The organism is Pseudanabaena minima str. Chao 2107, from assembly GCF_051131155.1.
Classification (GTDB): Bacteria; Cyanobacteriota; Cyanobacteriia; order Pseudanabaenales; family Pseudanabaenaceae; genus Pseudanabaena; species Pseudanabaena minima.
This window is the reverse complement of sequence record NZ_CP159508.1, coordinates 4,198,710-4,216,142: the sequence shown is the minus strand read 5'-3', so window position 1 is coordinate 4,216,142 and position 17,433 is coordinate 4,198,710. Positions and strand designations below refer to the sequence as shown.

Annotated in this window: 15 protein-coding genes; 3 read left to right on the top strand and 12 right to left on the bottom strand. The window is 42.8% G+C overall.

From position 1 onward, the window contains the following. Window positions 1-223 precede the first annotated feature (223 nt). Window positions 224-1,033, top strand: a complete 810-nt coding sequence (locus ABM313_RS19155) for a prohibitin family protein (RefSeq protein WP_190579119.1) — start codon at window positions 224-226, stop codon at window positions 1,031-1,033. 36 nt (window positions 1,034-1,069) lie between these two features. On the opposite strand, the gene pyrE is transcribed toward ABM313_RS19155, so the two are convergent. Beyond that, window positions 1,070-1,630 carry an orotate phosphoribosyltransferase gene (gene pyrE / locus ABM313_RS19150; protein ID WP_434684735.1) on the bottom strand — a complete coding sequence of 187 codons (561 nt, stop codon included), beginning with the start codon at window positions 1,628-1,630 and terminating at the stop codon, window positions 1,070-1,072. Between the two features lie 244 nt (window positions 1,631-1,874). Between pyrE and ABM313_RS19145 the strand changes: the two genes are divergently transcribed. Then, complete coding sequence (locus ABM313_RS19145) at window positions 1,875-2,378, top strand: hypothetical protein (RefSeq protein WP_434684733.1); 504 nt, start codon at window positions 1,875-1,877, stop codon at window positions 2,376-2,378. A gap of 150 nt (window positions 2,379-2,528) precedes the next feature. On the opposite strand, the gene ABM313_RS19140 is transcribed toward ABM313_RS19145, so the two are convergent. The 11 genes from ABM313_RS19140 to ABM313_RS19090 all read right to left on the bottom strand — a co-directional run bounded on the left by ABM313_RS19140 (window position 2,529) and on the right by ABM313_RS19090 (window position 15,760). After that, a complete protein-coding gene (locus ABM313_RS19140) occupies window positions 2,529-2,759 on the bottom strand; it encodes a phycobilisome linker polypeptide (RefSeq protein WP_434684732.1) in 231 nt (76 codons plus the stop codon). Between the two features lie 82 nt (window positions 2,760-2,841). Continuing rightward, entirely contained in the window at window positions 2,842-3,708 is an 867-nt protein-coding gene (locus tag ABM313_RS19135; protein ID WP_434688527.1) for a phycobilisome rod-core linker polypeptide, read from the bottom strand. A 171-nt stretch (window positions 3,709-3,879) separates the two neighbouring features. Next, complete coding sequence (locus tag ABM313_RS19130; protein ID WP_434684731.1) at window positions 3,880-4,698, bottom strand: phycobilisome rod-core linker polypeptide; 819 nt, start codon at window positions 4,696-4,698, stop codon at window positions 3,880-3,882. Between the two features lie 237 nt (window positions 4,699-4,935). Further along, a complete protein-coding gene (cpcA, locus tag ABM313_RS19125) occupies window positions 4,936-5,424 on the bottom strand; it encodes a phycocyanin subunit alpha (RefSeq protein ID WP_094534526.1) in 489 nt (162 codons plus the stop codon). Between the two features lie 99 nt (window positions 5,425-5,523). Next, window positions 5,524-6,042 carry a phycocyanin subunit beta gene (locus ABM313_RS19120; RefSeq protein ID WP_094534524.1) on the bottom strand — a complete coding sequence of 173 codons (519 nt, stop codon included), beginning with the start codon at window positions 6,040-6,042 and terminating at the stop codon, window positions 5,524-5,526. An 812-nt stretch (window positions 6,043-6,854) separates the two neighbouring features. Then, window positions 6,855-9,047: an NACHT domain-containing protein gene (locus ABM313_RS19115; protein WP_434684730.1), complete on the bottom strand. Its 2,193-nt coding sequence runs from the start codon at window positions 9,045-9,047 to the stop codon at window positions 6,855-6,857. A 390-nt stretch (window positions 9,048-9,437) separates the two neighbouring features. Next, on the bottom strand, window positions 9,438-10,178 hold the full coding sequence (locus ABM313_RS19110; RefSeq protein WP_434684729.1) for a phycocyanobilin:ferredoxin oxidoreductase: 741 nt from the start codon (window positions 10,176-10,178) through the stop codon (window positions 9,438-9,440). Window positions 10,179-10,314: 136 nt separating this feature from the next. Then, entirely contained in the window at window positions 10,315-11,856 is a 1,542-nt protein-coding gene (locus tag ABM313_RS19105; protein ID WP_434684727.1) for a response regulator, read from the bottom strand. 5 nt (window positions 11,857-11,861) lie between these two features. Further along, the gene (locus ABM313_RS19100) at window positions 11,862-12,236 is read right to left on the bottom strand and encodes a response regulator (RefSeq protein WP_434684726.1); all 375 of its coding nucleotides are present in this window, start codon (window positions 12,234-12,236) and stop codon (window positions 11,862-11,864) included. 390 nt (window positions 12,237-12,626) lie between these two features. After that, window positions 12,627-14,840 (bottom strand): caspase family protein, encoded by a 2,214-nt coding sequence (locus tag ABM313_RS19095; protein WP_434684725.1) that lies wholly within the window; start codon window positions 14,838-14,840, stop codon window positions 12,627-12,629. A 227-nt stretch (window positions 14,841-15,067) separates the two neighbouring features. Further along, window positions 15,068-15,760 carry a Uma2 family endonuclease gene (locus ABM313_RS19090; RefSeq protein ID WP_434684724.1) on the bottom strand — a complete coding sequence of 231 codons (693 nt, stop codon included), beginning with the start codon at window positions 15,758-15,760 and terminating at the stop codon, window positions 15,068-15,070. Between the two features lie 455 nt (window positions 15,761-16,215). Between ABM313_RS19090 and hemW the strand changes: the two genes are divergently transcribed. Further along, window positions 16,216-17,391, top strand: coding sequence for a radical SAM family heme chaperone HemW (gene hemW / locus ABM313_RS19085; protein ID WP_434684723.1), 1,176 nt, complete (start codon window positions 16,216-16,218; stop codon window positions 17,389-17,391). The last annotated feature ends 42 nt before the right edge of the window (window positions 17,392-17,433 follow it).

The following is a 17,433-nucleotide window of genomic DNA, read 5'->3' as shown; positions in this document are numbered from 1 at the left end:
GTTTTTGTGGTGTGGCAAATCCACATCACAAAAAATAACACTGTTCGATCAAAGGAACCACGATAAAATCTTTGAAAGTGTTGTAAGGCAACACTTTCAAAGATTTTATCGATTTAGGGTTGAGTGCAAAGTGATGTAAAGTGGCATCGCCGCTTTGCGCTCAACCCATTATTCTCTTAGTGATTGCTATATGATCGAAAGCCGTAAACTATAGGAAAAAGTAATGCAAGACCAAGAAACAAGCTGGCAATCCTTAGTCCTAGTTGCCATATTAGGAATTCTTGCGGTTATCAGTTTTAACTCATTTGTGATTATCAACCCTGGAGAAGCAGGTGTTTTGAGCATATTGGGGAAAGCCAAGGATGGTGTATTGCTAGAAGGGGTGCATTTTAAGCCGCCTGTCATTTCTCAGGTCGATGTCTATGACTTGACTGTGCAGAAGTTTGAAGTGCCAGCCCAGAGTTCTACCAAGGATTTGCAACAGCTCACAGCAAGTTTTGCGATTAACTTTCGCCTTGATCCGATTGAAGTGGTCACGATTCGTCGTACTCAAGGGACTTTGCAGAATATTGTCTCCAAAATCATTGCTCCCCAAACCCAAGAGTCTTTTAAAGTTGCCGCAGCAAGGCGCACTGTAGAAGAGGCGATTACCAAGCGTGATGAACTCAAGCTTGATTTTGATGAGGCTTTGAGTCAACGCCTGAGTAAATACGGCATTATTGTTTTGGATACTAGTGTCGTTGATTTGAATTTCTCGACTGAGTTCTCTAAGGCGGTAGAAGAAAAGCAAATTGCTGAACAACGCGCTCAGAGAGCCGTATATATTGCTAGAGAAGCAGAGCAAGAAGCTGAAGCAACCATTAACCGTGCCAAGGGACAGGCGGAAGCACAAAGGCTACTGCGTGAAACTTTGACATCAGAGTTGTTACAGAAACAAGCGATCGAAAAATGGGATGGCAAGTTCCCTCAAGTATTAGGAGGAAATGGTGCGGTTCCATTTCTGAATTTAGATATTACAAAATCTCAAAAGTAATAATAAAGAGTGCGCGAAGCGCACTCTTTATTATTACTAAAGCCCCTTCGCGTAACTCTGAATTTCGCCAATGTCGAATACTGCCCCAAACTTCAATCCTTCCTTAGCGTAAAGCTCAGCCCCTCCCTGTTGGCGATCGACTAGCGTTAACACATGAGTTACCGTATAACATGCATCACGCAACTTTTCGACAGCAAATAATGCGGATTGCCCCGTTGTTACCACATCCTCTAGTACTACTACATTTGTATTTGGTGCAAGCTCTGGTCCCTCGATCCAAGCGGCTGTCCCATGTCCTTTTGGTTGTTTGCGAATAATCAATGCAGGAATTGGTTTGTTTTCGTAGGCTGAGACGACACTGACTGCGCTCACGATGGGGTCAGCACCTAAGGTTAATCCTGCAACGGCTCCAGTGCCTGATGGCAACATTTCTAATAGCACTTGTCCAGTCCACAATCCGCCAAAGGGATGTAGTGTAACTAACTTACCATTGATGTAATAGGTGCTTTTTTGTCCAGAAGATAGCGTAAAGTCACCGCTTTTGTAAGCAAGACGGCAAAATAGATCCAGTAATTTTTCCCGATTTGACTGTTCCACAATTTTGATTTCGTTTTTGAGCTTGATAAATACTTTTTTAGTGTAAAGGTTGCTTATCCCTTTCGATCCAAAACCAGAAAATGAGTGGCGGCGCGAAGCGTCGCCACTCATTTTCTGGTTTTATATCCTAAGCAAAACTTGCTTTGATATCTATACAGACAAACCCTAAGATTTTTGTTAAAAGTGTTGCTTTGCAATACTTTTAACAAAAATCTTAGGGTTTACTTTTGAAACCAGTCAATTTATGACTGGATCTGCTACATTAGTCAGCGTCCAAACTGTGAGGATTCATACTTATATGAGTACTAAGTTCTCGTGGCTAGCTTCATCCCTAGTTGCAGCATCAACACTGCTAGCTAGCGGTGCAGCTTTTGCCGATCCCCTACTTACGGATCAAGATCAATATGCTCGAAACTTTCCTGCCACCTATCCTCAGGCGCAGACCAAAGTTTTAGATATGACGGCTGATCCTAACTTACCTAATGCCTATATTCAAACACCATTTAGGGATCAATGGATTGAGCGTCAATCTAACGCTTTTAGAGCCATGAACCGAGAAATGATGGACTTGCAAACTCTTAGTGATGCGACTGTTCGCACCCGTGATTTGCCTAGTCCTTACTGCTCATCTTTGCTAAATGAAGGATTTAATGCTTGTGCTGCCCCAGAAGAACCTGCTCCTGCGGTTCCTCTGCCTAGAGTTGAAACTCCTGTTGTCCCTTCTCGTCCTGTTCCTGCCTTGTGGTAATCATGGGAATTACCCTAAATAAGTTTTTTGTGTTGAGTCTTAAGTAAAACCCCAATAATAAAGGCGGCGCTTCGCGCCGCCTTTATTATGAAATAGTGTGATGCGGCGCGAAGCGCCACCTCACACTATTTGGGTTTGGTGACAGTGATATTACTCACTTGCAGGCAAATTTTCATTAAGAGGGCGAATATTTACAATTGTGCCACCCATCCGAGCGATACTCCGCATTTGTTCATTCATGCGGTTGTATGGCACTTGAATAAATACATTATCCATAGGGCGCAATGAATAGTTAAAGTTGGTAGGTTGTTTGTACTGATTGAGACCAGATACTTCATAGACAAAAAAGCGAGTATCTGTGGTGGAAGTAGAAGGTGTCATAAAAGTAAATTTTGAGTTGTAAATTATTTAAAATGGGTTTTACAGTTTTCAAGTTGTCTATGACAACTTGAAAACCATGATATTACTGAGCGATCGTGACACTGGCAACTTTGCCACCCATCTTGTTGATGCGTTGCAAGGTGCTGTTCAACTGCTCATAGGAAACAATGTACTCTCTATTGACACGGCGCACTTTGGGATATCTTTGTAAAGCGGCTGCGGCAACTTCGATGCGATAGAGCCGATCGCTTGATCCTGTAGAAGAACGACCAAAGGCGCGAGTAGGCATAGAACCCTTAGCAGGACGATATGACCATCCGTCATTGCTGCCAGAAGCGCCAACGATCGCGGAAGCACTATTTTGAGCAAGCTCAGCCGCTAATCTTGAATTATTGCCTTCAAGTTGAGCGCGATCGCTGTTAGCATATCCACGATAGAGGCGGAACATTCTGGTAAAGCCAACGGTTCTATCGCCAACTTTATTCTCGAAACCACGATAGTAAGGTACTGTCGCATCACCAAAATTGGCTTCGTATTCAGACGAATCAATATAAGAATCAATATCAGCATCAAAACCTTCATTTTGATAGCGATCGAGATGCTCGATTACTTCAGCTTCGCTATAGGGAGCACGTCCCAAAAGATGCTTGAAGTTTAGCTCAATGACACGGGTGTGAAAATTAGGATAGAGAAACTTAGTTTTGTATAGCTCTGACTTGGCTAAAGCTCTAACAAATTCACGTACTGTGATTTGTCCATTGCACAGCAGAGACTCTAAACCTGTTAGACGCTCTGATGCCATGATGTAATCATTGCCCAACACATGACGATAAACAGCCTTAATCACTGCTTGGGCATTCTCTGGAGTCCAGTTAGGACGGAGTTCGGTGGGGCTGGTCTCACTATAAGCAGAAGTTCCCAAACGGGAAGCAGCATTTGTAATCACTATATTTCGTTCTCCTTTGATGTTTGAGCAATTTAGAGTTTACCTCTTTTTAATAGCTCGGCTTTGCCGAACTATTAAAAAGGTAAAACCCTTAGAGCGCGTGGCTCTAAATTAAAATCTAAATTATGTTAAATGTACTATTCCAATACATTTAACATAATCTAGGCGATCGCATTAAGCAAGGGAAATTTGCGTAATGCGGCTGCCGCGTTGATTGAGTCTTTGTAATGTGGCTGAGAGTTGGTCGTAGGAGACTAAGTACTCACTGACACTGCGACGAATTTGGGTAGTGCGTCCACGATCAGCTTGAATTGCTCTGACGCGATAGACTTGTCCGCGATCGTCACCAGTTGTGCCAGATAGGGCTTGACCAAAGTGAGGAGTGCGGATTGGATTCGCAGAATTTTGAGCAAGATCCGCAGTCAGCCATGTGGATTTGTTTTTGCCTTGAGCGCGATCGCTGTTAGCATAGCCACGATAAAGCTGGAACATGCGATTGAAATCTACGTTTCTGCTGCCACGTTGAGTTTCAAAGGCTCGGTAATAAGGAACAATCGCTTCGCCAAAATTCTCTTGATATTCATCTGAATCAATATAGGAATTGATTTCTGCTTCATATCCATGTTCAATATAGCGATTGACATGTTCGGTAATTTCCGCCTCATCATGAGGAGCGCGTCCCAAAAGATGCTTAAAGTTCAATTCGATAAAACGAACTTGTGGTGTGGAGGAGAAAAACTTTGTCCGATACAATTCAGACTGAGCTAAAGCTCTCACGAATTCACGAACGGAAATATTGCCACTAGCAAGGAGAGACTCGGCACTAGTTAAGCGTTCTGACAACATCAGATGCTCATTACCAAATACCTGTCTATAGGTTGCAGAAATGACTGCTTGAACGTCAGAATCACTCCAATTTGTCCGTAATTCCACAGGAGATGAGTTAAAGAATGGCTCAAATCCTAAACGGATTGCTGCCGCAGAACTTGTCATATCGAAGCTCCTTAATAAATTTTTTTAATGGTTTTTTAAAAGTTTCTTAGCTATCTAATCGGCATAGAATGTCGACTAGCCTAACCAATATAGATCAATAACAGCCCCAATGCAGAAAACGGTAAGCACGTCCCCTCAGGGTGTACTTACCGTCTTCGGGTTTTTCTTTATTGGGATGATTTGGTGTAATTAATTGCGACGCTCTGCGTCGCAATTAATTACTTCCTCAAGAAAACCTTAGCTGAGGGCATTGATTGCGTAGTCGATGTAGGAATTAGCTTCCAAAGCTGCATCTCCGCTCAAGCCATGATTAGCTTTGATGGATTTCAAAGCTTCTACATACCAGCTAGGAGCTAGATCGAATGCGCGGTTGATTTCGGTCAAACCACTTACTAGATAGTCATCCATAGGACCTGTGCTACCAGCAATGAGGCAGTAGGTGATCATGCGGATGTAGTAGCCGATGTCACGAACGCACTTGGCTTTACCACGAGGGGTAGAAGCGAAGTTGTTACCTTGTTGTTGGGTGGTGTAGGGATATTTTTGGTAAACAGCATTTGCTGCACCTTCAGCCAAGCTAGAAGCTTTAGCGCTCAATCCTTTAGCAGCATCAAGGCTAGCTGCGGCTGTGCGTAGACGACCAAATGCGGCTTGCATTTCGGGAACACTGAGATAGCGCCCTTGAGAATCGGCGGTAGCAACTGCTTCGGTTAAAGGAGTTTTCATACTTAATGTACCTCTAGGAATTTATATGAGATGTTGTGAAATTGCGAGAAAAAGAAAAAAATAAAATATTGCAAAAAGTTAATGCAAAAAATTTAATGATTAACCTACGGATGCTGCTGCTTTGTCGAAATAGCTAGCTAGTTCTGCGATAAGAGCGCTACAGTCGCCACGGGTTACGCCATTAGGATCGTTAGCAAGTGCGATCGCTGCTGCTTTCATCTTGTCGATGCCAACTGCTACAGATCCACCAGGTACGCCCAATGCGCTGTAGGTTTCACGCAAGCCATTGAGGCAACGATCTTCCAATACGCTAGCGTCGCCAGAGAATACGGCGTAGGTTACATAGCGAAGGATGATGTCCATGTCGCGCATACAAGCGGCGATACGACGGTGGGTGTAAGCGTTTCCACCAGGAGCGATCAATTGAGGCTGATCTTCAAACAAAGCACGAGCTGCATCTGTAACGATCGATGAAGAGCTAGCGGTGATGCGGTTAACAACATCCAAGCGCTTGGTGCCATCTGCAACTAATTGCTTCAAAGCATCAATTTGAGAATCACTTACAAAAGCTCCGCGAGTATCTGCCTGAGCAACTACTTTAGTAAAAGCATCTAGCATTTAAAGAATCTCCTTTTTTTTAAAGATGTATAAAAGCGAACTATTCCTAGCCTAGCTATTGTTTTAGATATCAATTTATGCAGATATCCAACACTAATAGAATCCTTGGTCATGCTTGATTAAATGACAACCAATTTATATCAGGCTGACTTAATGGAGCTAAACCAATGGAACTAAACCTAAACTGTATGAGTATTTTGGCTTAGCGGCTTTGGGATTAAAAAGATTAAAACAACTAATTTGTGCAGTTTTTGTGCAAAGCCTAGAGTGTTATATATCAAGTTAGATAAAATGAATGCATAAATCGTAAAACCTTTGCTAATCAATAGTTTTAGCTATTTATACCTAGTTGCTAATTGTTAAGTGTTCGTTGTATTTGATCTTATTTCTTAATATAAAGATTAATAACAAACCATTTTTTTTAACCGTTTTACTTTATGTAAATTACCTCTAATAAAGAATAGGGTGCTGTTCTACAATTTCTTGTTTTTATCTTGAATAGGTATTTGTAAATAGATGAATAAATGTTAAGTAGTTTGTGTTGGAATATGCTTAATATTTATTCATAATTGAAAAAGATTTTGATGGTTTCATAAAGGAGATCTAATTGGTTCAGATCTCCGACTTTTTTTGTAAAGTCACAAATTATCTTTAGCTTGCACAAAAAAAGTCGGAGATCTTGACTGCCTGCTAATTACGTTTGTCGAACTCCCGTTAAAGTGAGGAGAAGCTAACTTAAAGGCGTTTACTCCTAAACGTGGAATCTGTAACACATATGGACTAAATTGCTCCCAATAAAAAACTCTTGATTTTTAATCATCTGGTGGTAACAAGAGTTCTGCTTCAATCGCATCCCACGTTGCAGGGGAGAGTCTAGCTGCTTCTTGCTTGCATTTTAGGAGTAGGTCAATGCTGTATAAATATTTGTCTAAAGCTAGGGATTCTTCGCTGTTGTACGTAATGAGTTCTTCCGACAGGTGAAATGCTTCGATATAAGAACATATAAATAGTTCAGATACTTTTTTAATTCGAGTGATGTCTGATTCTTCACATAGAGCAGATTGAAAATCTTGCAATTGATTTGTAAGTTTGGACAATTTTAGCTCTGTAAAAATGCCTGATTTTTCTAATCTAGTATTGATGATGCTGTCTAAGTTGAGCCTACTGACAATGTTGACATCGATATTGTTGATAATATCGTTGATGATGTCGATATGGATGTAGTCGATAATGCTGATGTTGATATCGATGTAACTGTCTCTATCATTCTCTCTATTAATGAAGTTGTCTATACTTATTATATCGAAGTTGATAAAACTGGCTATGGTAAAGCCTATGGAGCTAACTATGCTGGTGTGGAGATCCTTGGCAATAAAGTAAACTTTAGCTCTGTTGATGCCAATCGCAACCGCACGTTTAGCCGCAGGTTTAAAAGCACCTGATGACACTGCTGTAACTTGATCTGCCCATTGCAGTAATGCTTTTACCTTGGGATGACGTGCATACTGTTTAGCTGCTTTGTGCATCTCTATTAGAAGTTCATCAGATCCTCTATCCACCATCAAACCTGAAGTCAATAAAAATACTTCTCTCCATCGCTCATCAGTCAAATATTTCTCTACCATCTGTGAAATTTGACCATGAGCATAGATGTATCTTGCCGTCAGATATTCCTGCAAAGTCAAATGTGAGAAAGAATACACATCCTCTACCCTTTCTACTAAAATACCTTGTTGAATAGCAATGGCATTTAAAACCTGTTCCCCACTCAATTGTTTAGGCGCATTCAGATTACTTGATAGAAATTTCTTGATTTGCTCAACCAATTGAGACTGAGGAATAAATAAGCGATCTTCCGCGAAACCCTTACAGGCAAGTTCTGAAAGCAGCACCTCCTCTAGCTCTACACTCAAACCATCATAGATCTTCTGTCCCATAATTCGCTTTTCGGCAGCCCATTCCTCCAATAAAATCCGTAAAGCACTTTTATATAGAGTGCTACGATTCATCGCAAAGGTTTGTGACTTGTTGTATTTTAGGCAGAGGAAAGTTAGCAAGAGTGGAGTATGGGCAAGTTCCTTTGCAGGCTTGTTCTCGTGGCGTTCTAGCAATTCCCAACAACGCGCTGCTGTTCCCGCCTGTTTGTCTTCTTCAGAGCGAAACCAGTTATTGATAAACTGCTGAATCTGCTCATCATCAAACTCCGATAAAATCACATCACTAAAGCGCTTGAAATTGTAGCGATAGAGAGCGGTACGACAGGAGGCAATGTAGCGATTTTTGTCGTAGCGATCTACAAAATCTTGAATCGTATCAATGACAGAGTTGACATTTGCAGAAGGTACTTCATCCAGACCATCCAGCAAAATCAGCAACTTACCCTGATCTAAAGCACTTTCTGTAAATTGTTTAGGCTTAGGAAATCCACAGGTAGTAAACTCCGCCTCGATTAACGCCTTGAGATCGATTTTGTTCTCGGTGAATTTCTTAAGTTCTAGCAAAACTGGAATGGCTTGATGCTTAAAGTTGCCATTTTTGCCTTTAAAAGATTCCAAACCAATTTTGCGAAGAAAAGTAGATTTTCCTGCCCCTGGAGCACCCAAAACCATCAGAAATTGTTTTTGACTAGCGACAGTAATCCCATCTTGCCTTTCCTTGGCGCGATACCGCAGCAATCTTTGACCTGCTTCACGGTAAAGTTTCTCCAAATCATCAATAGTTGCAAACTGCTGAACCTCATCCTCTCCCAATAACTGAACTGTCGTAAATATCTCATCTAACTCGACAGGATCTTTCATTCCCAATACTTTGAGTTTGCCATGTCGTTTAGTGTAACTCTCGATATACTTACCCGCCGCCTTAAAGACGACATCCTCCCAATCCTTACCCACATCTCGATTTATCAATCTGGCAATAAAACCTTCGCTTTCCTTTTTGCCACTGTCTTTGAGTACTTCGAGCGCGATGCTAACTAGAGGCGCGACAAATGGTTCTAATCCAGTCATGAGATTTTGTAATTGCAGTAGCCAGATCCTAGAGGATTTAAGGTTGCTTGTAAATTAAAATTCGTTTTTCTTCCAGTTCCTTTTAAGCTAAGCATCTAGGCAACGGGGAAAGATCAACATACATATCTGCGAATGAACAAGTAGATCGGCAAAAGAAAACTATAAACTGCCCAGATCTCCGACTTTTTGTATGACTAGCAAAAGTGATCTGTAATTGCACAAAAAAAGTCGGAGATCTTAATCTCTGTTTTAAAATGGATGTTACATAGAACAAGGATAGTCCTAATGTTTTAATGTCATATTGAAAGAGGGCTTGGAGACCAAGCCCCTACGGTATTTGTATAGGTAGGGGTTTGGTCTCCAAACCCAAATTTCAGCTAAGCGCTAGATTTAGGCGACGAAATCAAAGAGCATCGTGGTCATATAACGCTCAGTCCATTCTGTGCCAAAAGACTTTTCGAGAACACGGCGAGTTTTATCATTTTGCTGTTGCTTCTCGCAGTAATAGCGCTGACCCGCCAAAATCTGATCGATCTCCACAGAAGTTGTTAATGGCTCAGTTGCCACCGCAAGCTGACAATGTAACGTCAAATAGTCACGCACTCTTTGTAAAAAAGCCGCCTCCTCGCGATCGCCTATTGGACGCACAAACAAACAAAAATCTGAAAAGATATCGCCCCATTGTGGCAACTCACGAGGTTGCTCAAACTCGATCGCAGGCAAACTCGACAAAGCATTGTGGTAACTGCGAGGTAAAGCGCGTTCTGGATGTACAGGCGAAAGATCAGCGATCGCAGCGCTAATACTTCCTCTTCCACCCACTAAGTCGGCTCCAAAAATGGGAATGCCATATTCAGGATTAGGAAACATCACACAATGCAGAATATCTAAGCCACTGCCAACTCTAGCAAGTTCCAAATGCAGCTTCCGAAATTGTGGTGTGCTATAGCAATGATTCTCAATGACGAGACGCTCACCTTCTAAAGCGCCTTCCACATAGCCTAGATCTTCTGGAACTTGATAGGGAGACAAATCTAAATTCTCTCGCCATACAGATTCGATACAGTTGGCTAGGTTCCGAATTAGAGGATATTGTTGCTCTCGCAGCGACGCTTGTAGGGCTTGAGTCATGCGATTTTATCTCAATGTATGTGAATTTTAAAAAAGTTTTTATGCTTTGACCATGACTGATTTATTGTGCAAAATACGTGCAATTTATGGCTGTCGCCTATCAATTCTTGAGTAAAAGGTGCGCGAAGCGCACCTTTTACTTGTATTGGTAAGCTCTCACCCGTTGCAGGCGATTATGAATCCGATTGGCTAGATCGATACCCACGATTGGCTTGCATAAATAGTCATCTGCGCCGACACTAAAAGCGAGGTTCTGGGTATTTGCATCTGTCATCACACTGAGAAATAATATGGGTAAACGCTGCCAGTCAAGATTGTTTCTCAGAGCCTGACAGATTTCAAAGCCATTGATTTGAGGCATATTGATATCTAACACCAAAACATCAGGCAAAACTGACTGTAACACCGTCCAAAAGTCCTGTGGATCTGCCAAGGTCGTCACTTTAAAGCCCCAAGGTTTGAGCAGTTTAGGAAGCGATCGCAAACAATCCACATCATCATCGACGATCATCACCTTTGTCTCGATTTGAGCATGTTCTAGATGCAATCCTGATGATGATATGGTCGTATTTGTCGCCATTGGAGCGCTTTCGATCACATGGGTATTCTCAATTGACTCTTGCAAAGAAGTTACCAAGGCTTCCAAAACTTCTAACTGTTGTTTTTTGAGCAATGGTTGGCTTTGGAGTAAATTTTCGAGCTGACTCGCTAATTGCATGGCGATCATTAACCCAAACGTTCCTAGAGTTCCAGCTAATTTGTGAGATGTTTGCTGTGCCTGAGCTTGCAATTGTGGATCGAGTTCTCCAGATTGTAATTTGCTGACCGCTTGAAATAATACTTCTAACTGCTCCAGACTTTTGGGTTTATTGCTGATCCAAAGCTGATTTAAAAATTCTAAATACTGCTTTTGTTGAGTCGCTTGAGAGTTGGCATTGGGTAACTTCAGCGAACTTGTAGTAACTGACTCAATTTGCTGCGGTATTTCCATCTCAGGGGCTTTGTCTGGTGCTTTGAGGTAATAGCCGCGCCCATGCACAGTCGCAATAAAATCTGATGGAGCGCCAGCCTCTACTAACTTATGCCGCAAGCGTCGAATATGCGATCGCACTGTTGCCTCGGATGGGAATTCATCGGAAGACCAAAGGCGATCGAGGATTTCATCAGCACTCAGTAAATGCTGACTATCACGCAATAAAAGCTCTAATAACTCATATTCTTTATTGGTAAGCGTGAGGGGATGATTATTGTAAGAAACTTCACAGGTACTCGGATTGAGTAGTAAATCTCCCCAAACTAGCAAAGGAAAGGAACTAGCATTACTCCGCCGCAATAATGCTCGAATTCGTGCAATTAATTCGGGGAAATCAAAAGGCTTAACTACATAATCATCAGCACCAGCATCTAGCCCACTCACCTTTGCCGTACTAGCATTTTGTGCAGTGAGTAAAAGAATTGGTGTGTTATAACCTTCTGCTCGAAAGCGTTGACATAGACGGATGCCATCTAACTTTGGCAAAACAATATCAAGTACGATCAAGTCATACTCGAATGTTGAGCCATAGGTCCACCCCATTTCGCCATCTTTGACCACATCGACAATATAGTGATTGTCAGTCAGATGCTTAGTTAAGACCGCAATTAATACGTCATCATCTTCTACGAGCAGTATCTTCATAACTTTTACCAATCCAGCATTTTGACAATTTGATCAGGGAGATCAAGGGAATTAAAAGGTTTGGTAATCACTCCACTTACCCCTAAATCATTAAACTGCCTTCTTTCAGAAGTTTGAGCTTTAGCTGTCAAAAAGATTACAGGAATTTGGGCTGTTTGTGGATCAGCCTGAAGTGCTTTAAATGTGGCAATACCATCCATATCTGGCATCATCACATCGAGCAATATGGCATCAGGGCTTTCGTCGCAAGCGGTTTTAATCCCTTGGGGACCAGAACTAGCAATCAACACATCCCAATCGGCAACCATCTGAATGCCAAACTGCACCACAGTTTGAATGCTTTCTTCATCGTCAACAATCAAAATTCGTTTGGTTGGCATGGCTCTCTGTTAGTTATAAACAGTTATTTTCATTATGAAACCATTTGTAGATTTTGTATCATTTCGTATACCAAAACACAAAATGGCTATGTCATTTTGTGTTTTTAAAACCCTTACTGGGTTTGCTTCTTATAGCTCGCCATCTGTATCAGGACATGTGAGGCGGCGCGAAGCGCCGCCTCACACTATTTCGGATGGCTATGTCATTTTGTGTTTTTAAAACCCTTACTGGGTTTGCTTCTTATAGCGATCGCCATCTGTATCAGGACATGTGAGGCGGCGCTTCGCGCCGCCTCACACTATCTGGGTAAGAATGGCGATAGCTATAATTCGTGAAAAGAAAGCAAATTTAGCGCGGCTTCGCCGCGCTAAATTTGAACGGCTAAGCACTTATGCAACTTGATAATTGAAATTGAAGGTTGCCCATTGATGCATGTCTAGCATCCATGCATCATTGACATTAGCGGCATTCCCAAAATCTGAAGGCTTACCTGCCCGATCAAGATCGGCTAGAAGAGATTGGGCGACTTGTAATGGATTGGGAATAGAAATTAATCCATTTAAAGATGATGCTTGACGTTGTGAAGCTTCAAGGATTTTGGCAACCTGTAAAAGTGGTGATCGGCTAATCACAATGTAAACATCGACCATACCTTTAGGCGCAGAGACTGCCCAATTCATCGGCGCTTTGGGATAGGGAATCGTCAGAGTTTCCGATGGGGGAATGATGCCATCATTGGCGTAGGGAGTGGCGATGAAGTTAGGTGTGAGAATCTTACTGCGTGGATCGAGGCAAAAGATTCGCATATATAGAGGTTGATCGCTAAAGTTTTCAATCTGACATTCGAGGCGATCGCCGATATTAATCGGTTTAGTCCGCACGGTATTGCTGGCATTATTGGCAGGAATTAGAGAAGCCCTTGCCGCAGATTGACTGGCTAAGGTGACTGATCGCTCATCGACACCGATCATCGCCTTGAGGGTGACCCGCACATCGAGATGGGTTGCCGCTTGATTTGCGGTAGTGCGGATTAGTTTGGCGGCGAGGAGACTTTCCAGAAAAGGTTGTAAGCGTTTAATTGCCACACCCACCGACTCACCAACGGAGCCAAAGGAGCCAAGAATCGGTGTATGTCCAACTGTGAATAAGCCATAGCTTGCTGACTGTACTCCAAATAAACAATCGGCGCATTGTTCATTGGCATTTACGCCGAACATATTTGGCAAAGTCGAGAAGGCACTAGTCGCATCAACCCGCTCAATCTTGCTCAAGCCCACATCAAGGGCGATCGCTAATTTGACATTGTGCGAAATGGCGCGCATTACTTCCTGAAGTAATTGTCCTGTTTCTAATTTGGGATTGATGCTGTGCTCATTTAAAACTTCAACTTTGCCATTAAATCCATTTCTTGATTTCAACTGCACGATGGCTTGGGGATTCGCGGGAATTGATTTGAGAACAGACTGGGTTTCTGATGCATTAGCTATTTCCGAAGTACTTGCTGCCATTACCTTCAAAATTGCCCCAGCCGCATAATTACTTAAAACGGCGATCGGTAATCCTGCTAGATGGACATCTGCGGTGTGGCGATCGCCAGTACTGTTCATAATCACACCATCGGAACCAAAGTCAGGAATTGATAACATCTCAGCAAAGGTGCTGGTGGCGATCCCCTTTTGTTTGGTTGTCTCAACTTCCCACATACTCGCAACTTGTTTCTCAATGGTGAGATTGTCATTGTGCAGAGCGCAGCGATCGAGGGTGGTTGCCAAATTACTCATCACCACATGGATCGTGGTCGCAGGAGTGATCTGCCATAATTGCTGCACTAGGGAGTAGGTAAACGCACCACTACTAAAGCCTGACCATTGAGCATCGGCACAGAGCATATCGCCTGAGGCGGCGCGTAGATTTGTGCTGATGGGAGTGGTTTCGGGTTGATTATCGCTGGATTCTGATGTTGGTTGCCAGTTTTTTAGTCCAACCCGTGACCTCAAACGGAAATTCCCGAGCGCCGATACATTTGGATAATAAAAACCTGCATCGACAATATTCAAAATCCGATCCGTGGCGATCTCTTGTAGCCAACCTTGCCATTCCTGTTCCGTAATATCCCGTAGATTTTCTAAACTTTGAGGTAAGCCACTATCTACAGGTACGAGTGTATTGTAATTACCCAGTCGTGAACCATGTCCGCTAAAGTGAACGATTACCAAGTCATTGGGCAAGGTCTGGGCAACTAAATGGGTGGCGATCGCATCGGCAATATTACTGCGAGTCGCTTCGCGATCGGTCAGTGTCACAATATCTTGGGGTGCAAAACCAAATCGATGAATTAGTAGTTCCTTTTGTAACTCCACATCGTTAACACAACCATGCAAAGGCAGCCATCCATTGGTTGTTGTGGTGGCAAAGTTTTGGGTTTCCTCTTTAGCATCATATTGATTAATCCCAATCAAGAGTGCGCGTTTGTGCTGAGTTGATGCTGTCGTTTGTCGTACATACTGCTCTGCGGCAAGAGCCACTCGATCGCGGGTGAGAAATTGCCATCCGATCAGACTGGTCAGACCTGCCTGCAAGAATTGTCGCCGTGCAATCCCCATATTTCTGCCGTGAATTCCTTTGTTTTTTTGCGATCGCTCCTTTAATTAAAACCGATTCAAGGCAACTCTTTGCAGTTATTTTGTGGGATTTTCAATGAGTAGAATTACTCAAAAATAAATATGGTGCTTTGCGCCATATTTATTTTGGTACTCCCTTCCCACCCAAGGATTAGCGGCGCGAAGCGCCGCTAATCCTTGGGTGGGAAGGAATATCTTTGTTTTTGAGGTTAAAGGTTTTCTGGATCAACACCCATTTCACGGAGTTTCGCTGCAAATTTGGCGATCGTATCTAGAGCTTGTTCTTTAGCAACTCTTTCAGACTCAGTGCGATCGCGTTCTAGTTGAGCTTGTTCAGCCTGTTCAAGATAGGTTAAAAACTTTGTCCCATCAGGCTTAAAAATTTTAAGGGTTTCATCGGTAAGTTCAAAACGGATTCCTAAACGGGGGCTTGACCAGTTTTGAATGTCGGTAATTGGCTCTAGGTGATGATCTTCGGGGTTTCTTACCCAACCGACTAGATCATTAGCAAGGTGATCATAAACATAATATTCTTCCACGCCATAGGTTTGATAGAACTCAAACTTCCGCGCCATCTCCGAAATTCGATTTCCCCTAGATAAAACCTCAAATACAACTTGAGGAGCAATTCCTGCTTCGAGGTGTTGAATGTAGGAACCTCTTGCGCCCTTTGGTCTGCCAAATACCACCATCGCATCGGGGGCGCGACGAATGTCTGATTGTCCTTCAACGGGATACCAGAGCAAATCCCCTGCGACAAAGACATGATCATCATCTTTAAACAGATCTTCTAATCCACCTGCGATCGTCACAATCCATTGATAATGTTCGGTACTCTCAGCCATAGGTTGCCCATCGCTACTAGGATAGATAATTTCTAATTTAGAGATTGTGTTGGTCATAGTTTTGGATCGGTATTTGGGATTGGTAAATTCGCGATCGCCAAGCAGCTAAATCTAATTATATAACTCATGTTACGTAGAAGTTTCTCCCTAGCACTCTCCCAAAAGCTACGGTGTACACACAAGTTATCAGCTATAGCGTGAGTTCCTAATGATCCCCCTCAATCCCCCTTAAAAAGGGGGAAGAAGAAAATTCTCCCCCCTTTTTAAGGGGGGCTGGGGGGGATCTAAACCCTCAAACGTAGACAGAGAGAATTGCGGGTATACACGGTAGCTTCTAGAGAGGGAGAGGGGAACCATAAAACCTCTTGCTCCCCTTCTCCCAGAGAGGGAGAAGGGGCTGGGGGATGAGGGCAGATCTTTGTTCGGCGTAACGTGAGTTATATAATCTTTTAATCCAATCATCGCAAGTTTGCCATTCGGACAAACTTGCGATTAATTACCGCCTTGCTACCTTGAGCCAAACATTTCCCAAATCCCTATATCTGCATATTCCCTTTTGCAAAAGACGCTGTTTCTATTGTGACTTCGCAATTACGACAGGGGGCGAGAATCTTAAACAGCAATATGTCGATGTTCTCTGTCAAGAAATTGCGCTCACTGTCGCTGAGATTCCGCCTGTCGAGACTTTGCAAACCATATTTTTTGGTGGTGGTACGCCATCTTTACTCTCAGTAAAGCAAGTTGAGCAAATCCTCGAAGCGATCGCCAAATACTTTGCGATCGCCTCTAATGCGGAAATATCTCTTGAAGCAAATGCAGGCACAGTGAGTCTGGAGAGTTTGCAAGGTTATCGCAGTTTAGGGATTAATCGCATTAGTCTCGGCGCACAGGCTTTTCAGCAAGAATTACTAGATGTCTGCGGGCGAGGTCACAGCGTGGCGGAAATATATGAAGCCGTGGATGCGATTAAAAATGCTGGTTTTGAGAACTTCAGTTTGGATTTAATTTCAGGGCTTCCCTATCAATCGATGGCAGATTGGGATTTTTCGTTAAAGGAAGCGATCTCTTTACAACCCACCCATCTATCGATCTATGATCTCACTATCGAAGAGGGAACTGCCTTTGGTAAGCGCTATCAGGCAGGGGATAATCCATTACCAACGGAATCCCATACGGTCGAGATGTATAGGACAGCCCATGAGTTACTTCCATCCGCAGGTTATGCCCATTATGAAATCTCGAATTATGCTCAATCTGGTTATCAAGCAAAACATAATTTGACCTATTGGCATAATCAACCCTTTTATGGAATGGGTATGGGTGCAACCAGTTACATTAATCGTCAAAGAATTGATCGTCCTCGAAAAATGCGCGAATATCTTGAGGCGATCGCACTTTGGCAAAGTTCAGGAATTGGCTTTACGGCTCCGATTATCGATGCTGCGGAAGAGTTAATGGATACGCTGATGCAGGGTTTACGACTAGCAGAAGGTTTGAGTTTGAAGGCTTTGCAAGAAATCTATGGTCAAGATCTATGCGATCTCGCTATGCAGATTCTTGAGCGCTATCGAGGGAAGGATTGGGTCAGGTTTGTAGAACAGTCAGAGGATATCCGTATTATGTTGGTTCCTCCCGATGGTTGGTTATTTTCTAATATCGTCATTGCTGACTTGTACGAGAATTTGTAGGTAGCAGTTGTCAAATGAGTACATACTCATTTGACAACTGCT

Coding starts and splice junctions, on each gene's coding strand:
- ABM313_RS19155 (WP_190579119.1), top strand. CDS start 224: ATGCAAGACCAAGAAACAAGCTGGCAATCCTTAGTCCTAGTTGCCATA.
- ABM313_RS19145 (WP_434684733.1), top strand. CDS start 1,875: ATGACTGGATCTGCTACATTAGTCAGCGTCCAAACTGTGAGGATTCAT.
- ABM313_RS19140 (WP_434684732.1), bottom strand. CDS start 2,759: ATGACACCTTCTACTTCCACCACAGATACTCGCTTTTTTGTCTATGAA.
- ABM313_RS19130 (WP_434684731.1), bottom strand. CDS start 4,698: ATGACAAGTTCTGCGGCAGCAATCCGTTTAGGATTTGAGCCATTCTTT.
- cpcA (WP_094534526.1), bottom strand. CDS start 5,424: ATGAAAACTCCTTTAACCGAAGCAGTTGCTACCGCCGATTCTCAAGGG.
- ABM313_RS19120 (WP_094534524.1), bottom strand. CDS start 6,042: ATGCTAGATGCTTTTACTAAAGTAGTTGCTCAGGCAGATACTCGCGGA.
- ABM313_RS19115 (WP_434684730.1), bottom strand. CDS start 9,047: ATGACTGGATTAGAACCATTTGTCGCGCCTCTAGTTAGCATCGCGCTC.
- ABM313_RS19110 (WP_434684729.1), bottom strand. CDS start 10,178: ATGACTCAAGCCCTACAAGCGTCGCTGCGAGAGCAACAATATCCTCTA.
- ABM313_RS19105 (WP_434684727.1), bottom strand. CDS start 11,856: ATGAAGATACTGCTCGTAGAAGATGATGACGTATTAATTGCGGTCTTA.
- ABM313_RS19100 (WP_434684726.1), bottom strand. CDS start 12,236: ATGCCAACCAAACGAATTTTGATTGTTGACGATGAAGAAAGCATTCAA.
- ABM313_RS19095 (WP_434684725.1), bottom strand. CDS start 14,840: ATGGGGATTGCACGGCGACAATTCTTGCAGGCAGGTCTGACCAGTCTG.
- ABM313_RS19090 (WP_434684724.1), bottom strand. CDS start 15,760: ATGACCAACACAATCTCTAAATTAGAAATTATCTATCCTAGTAGCGAT.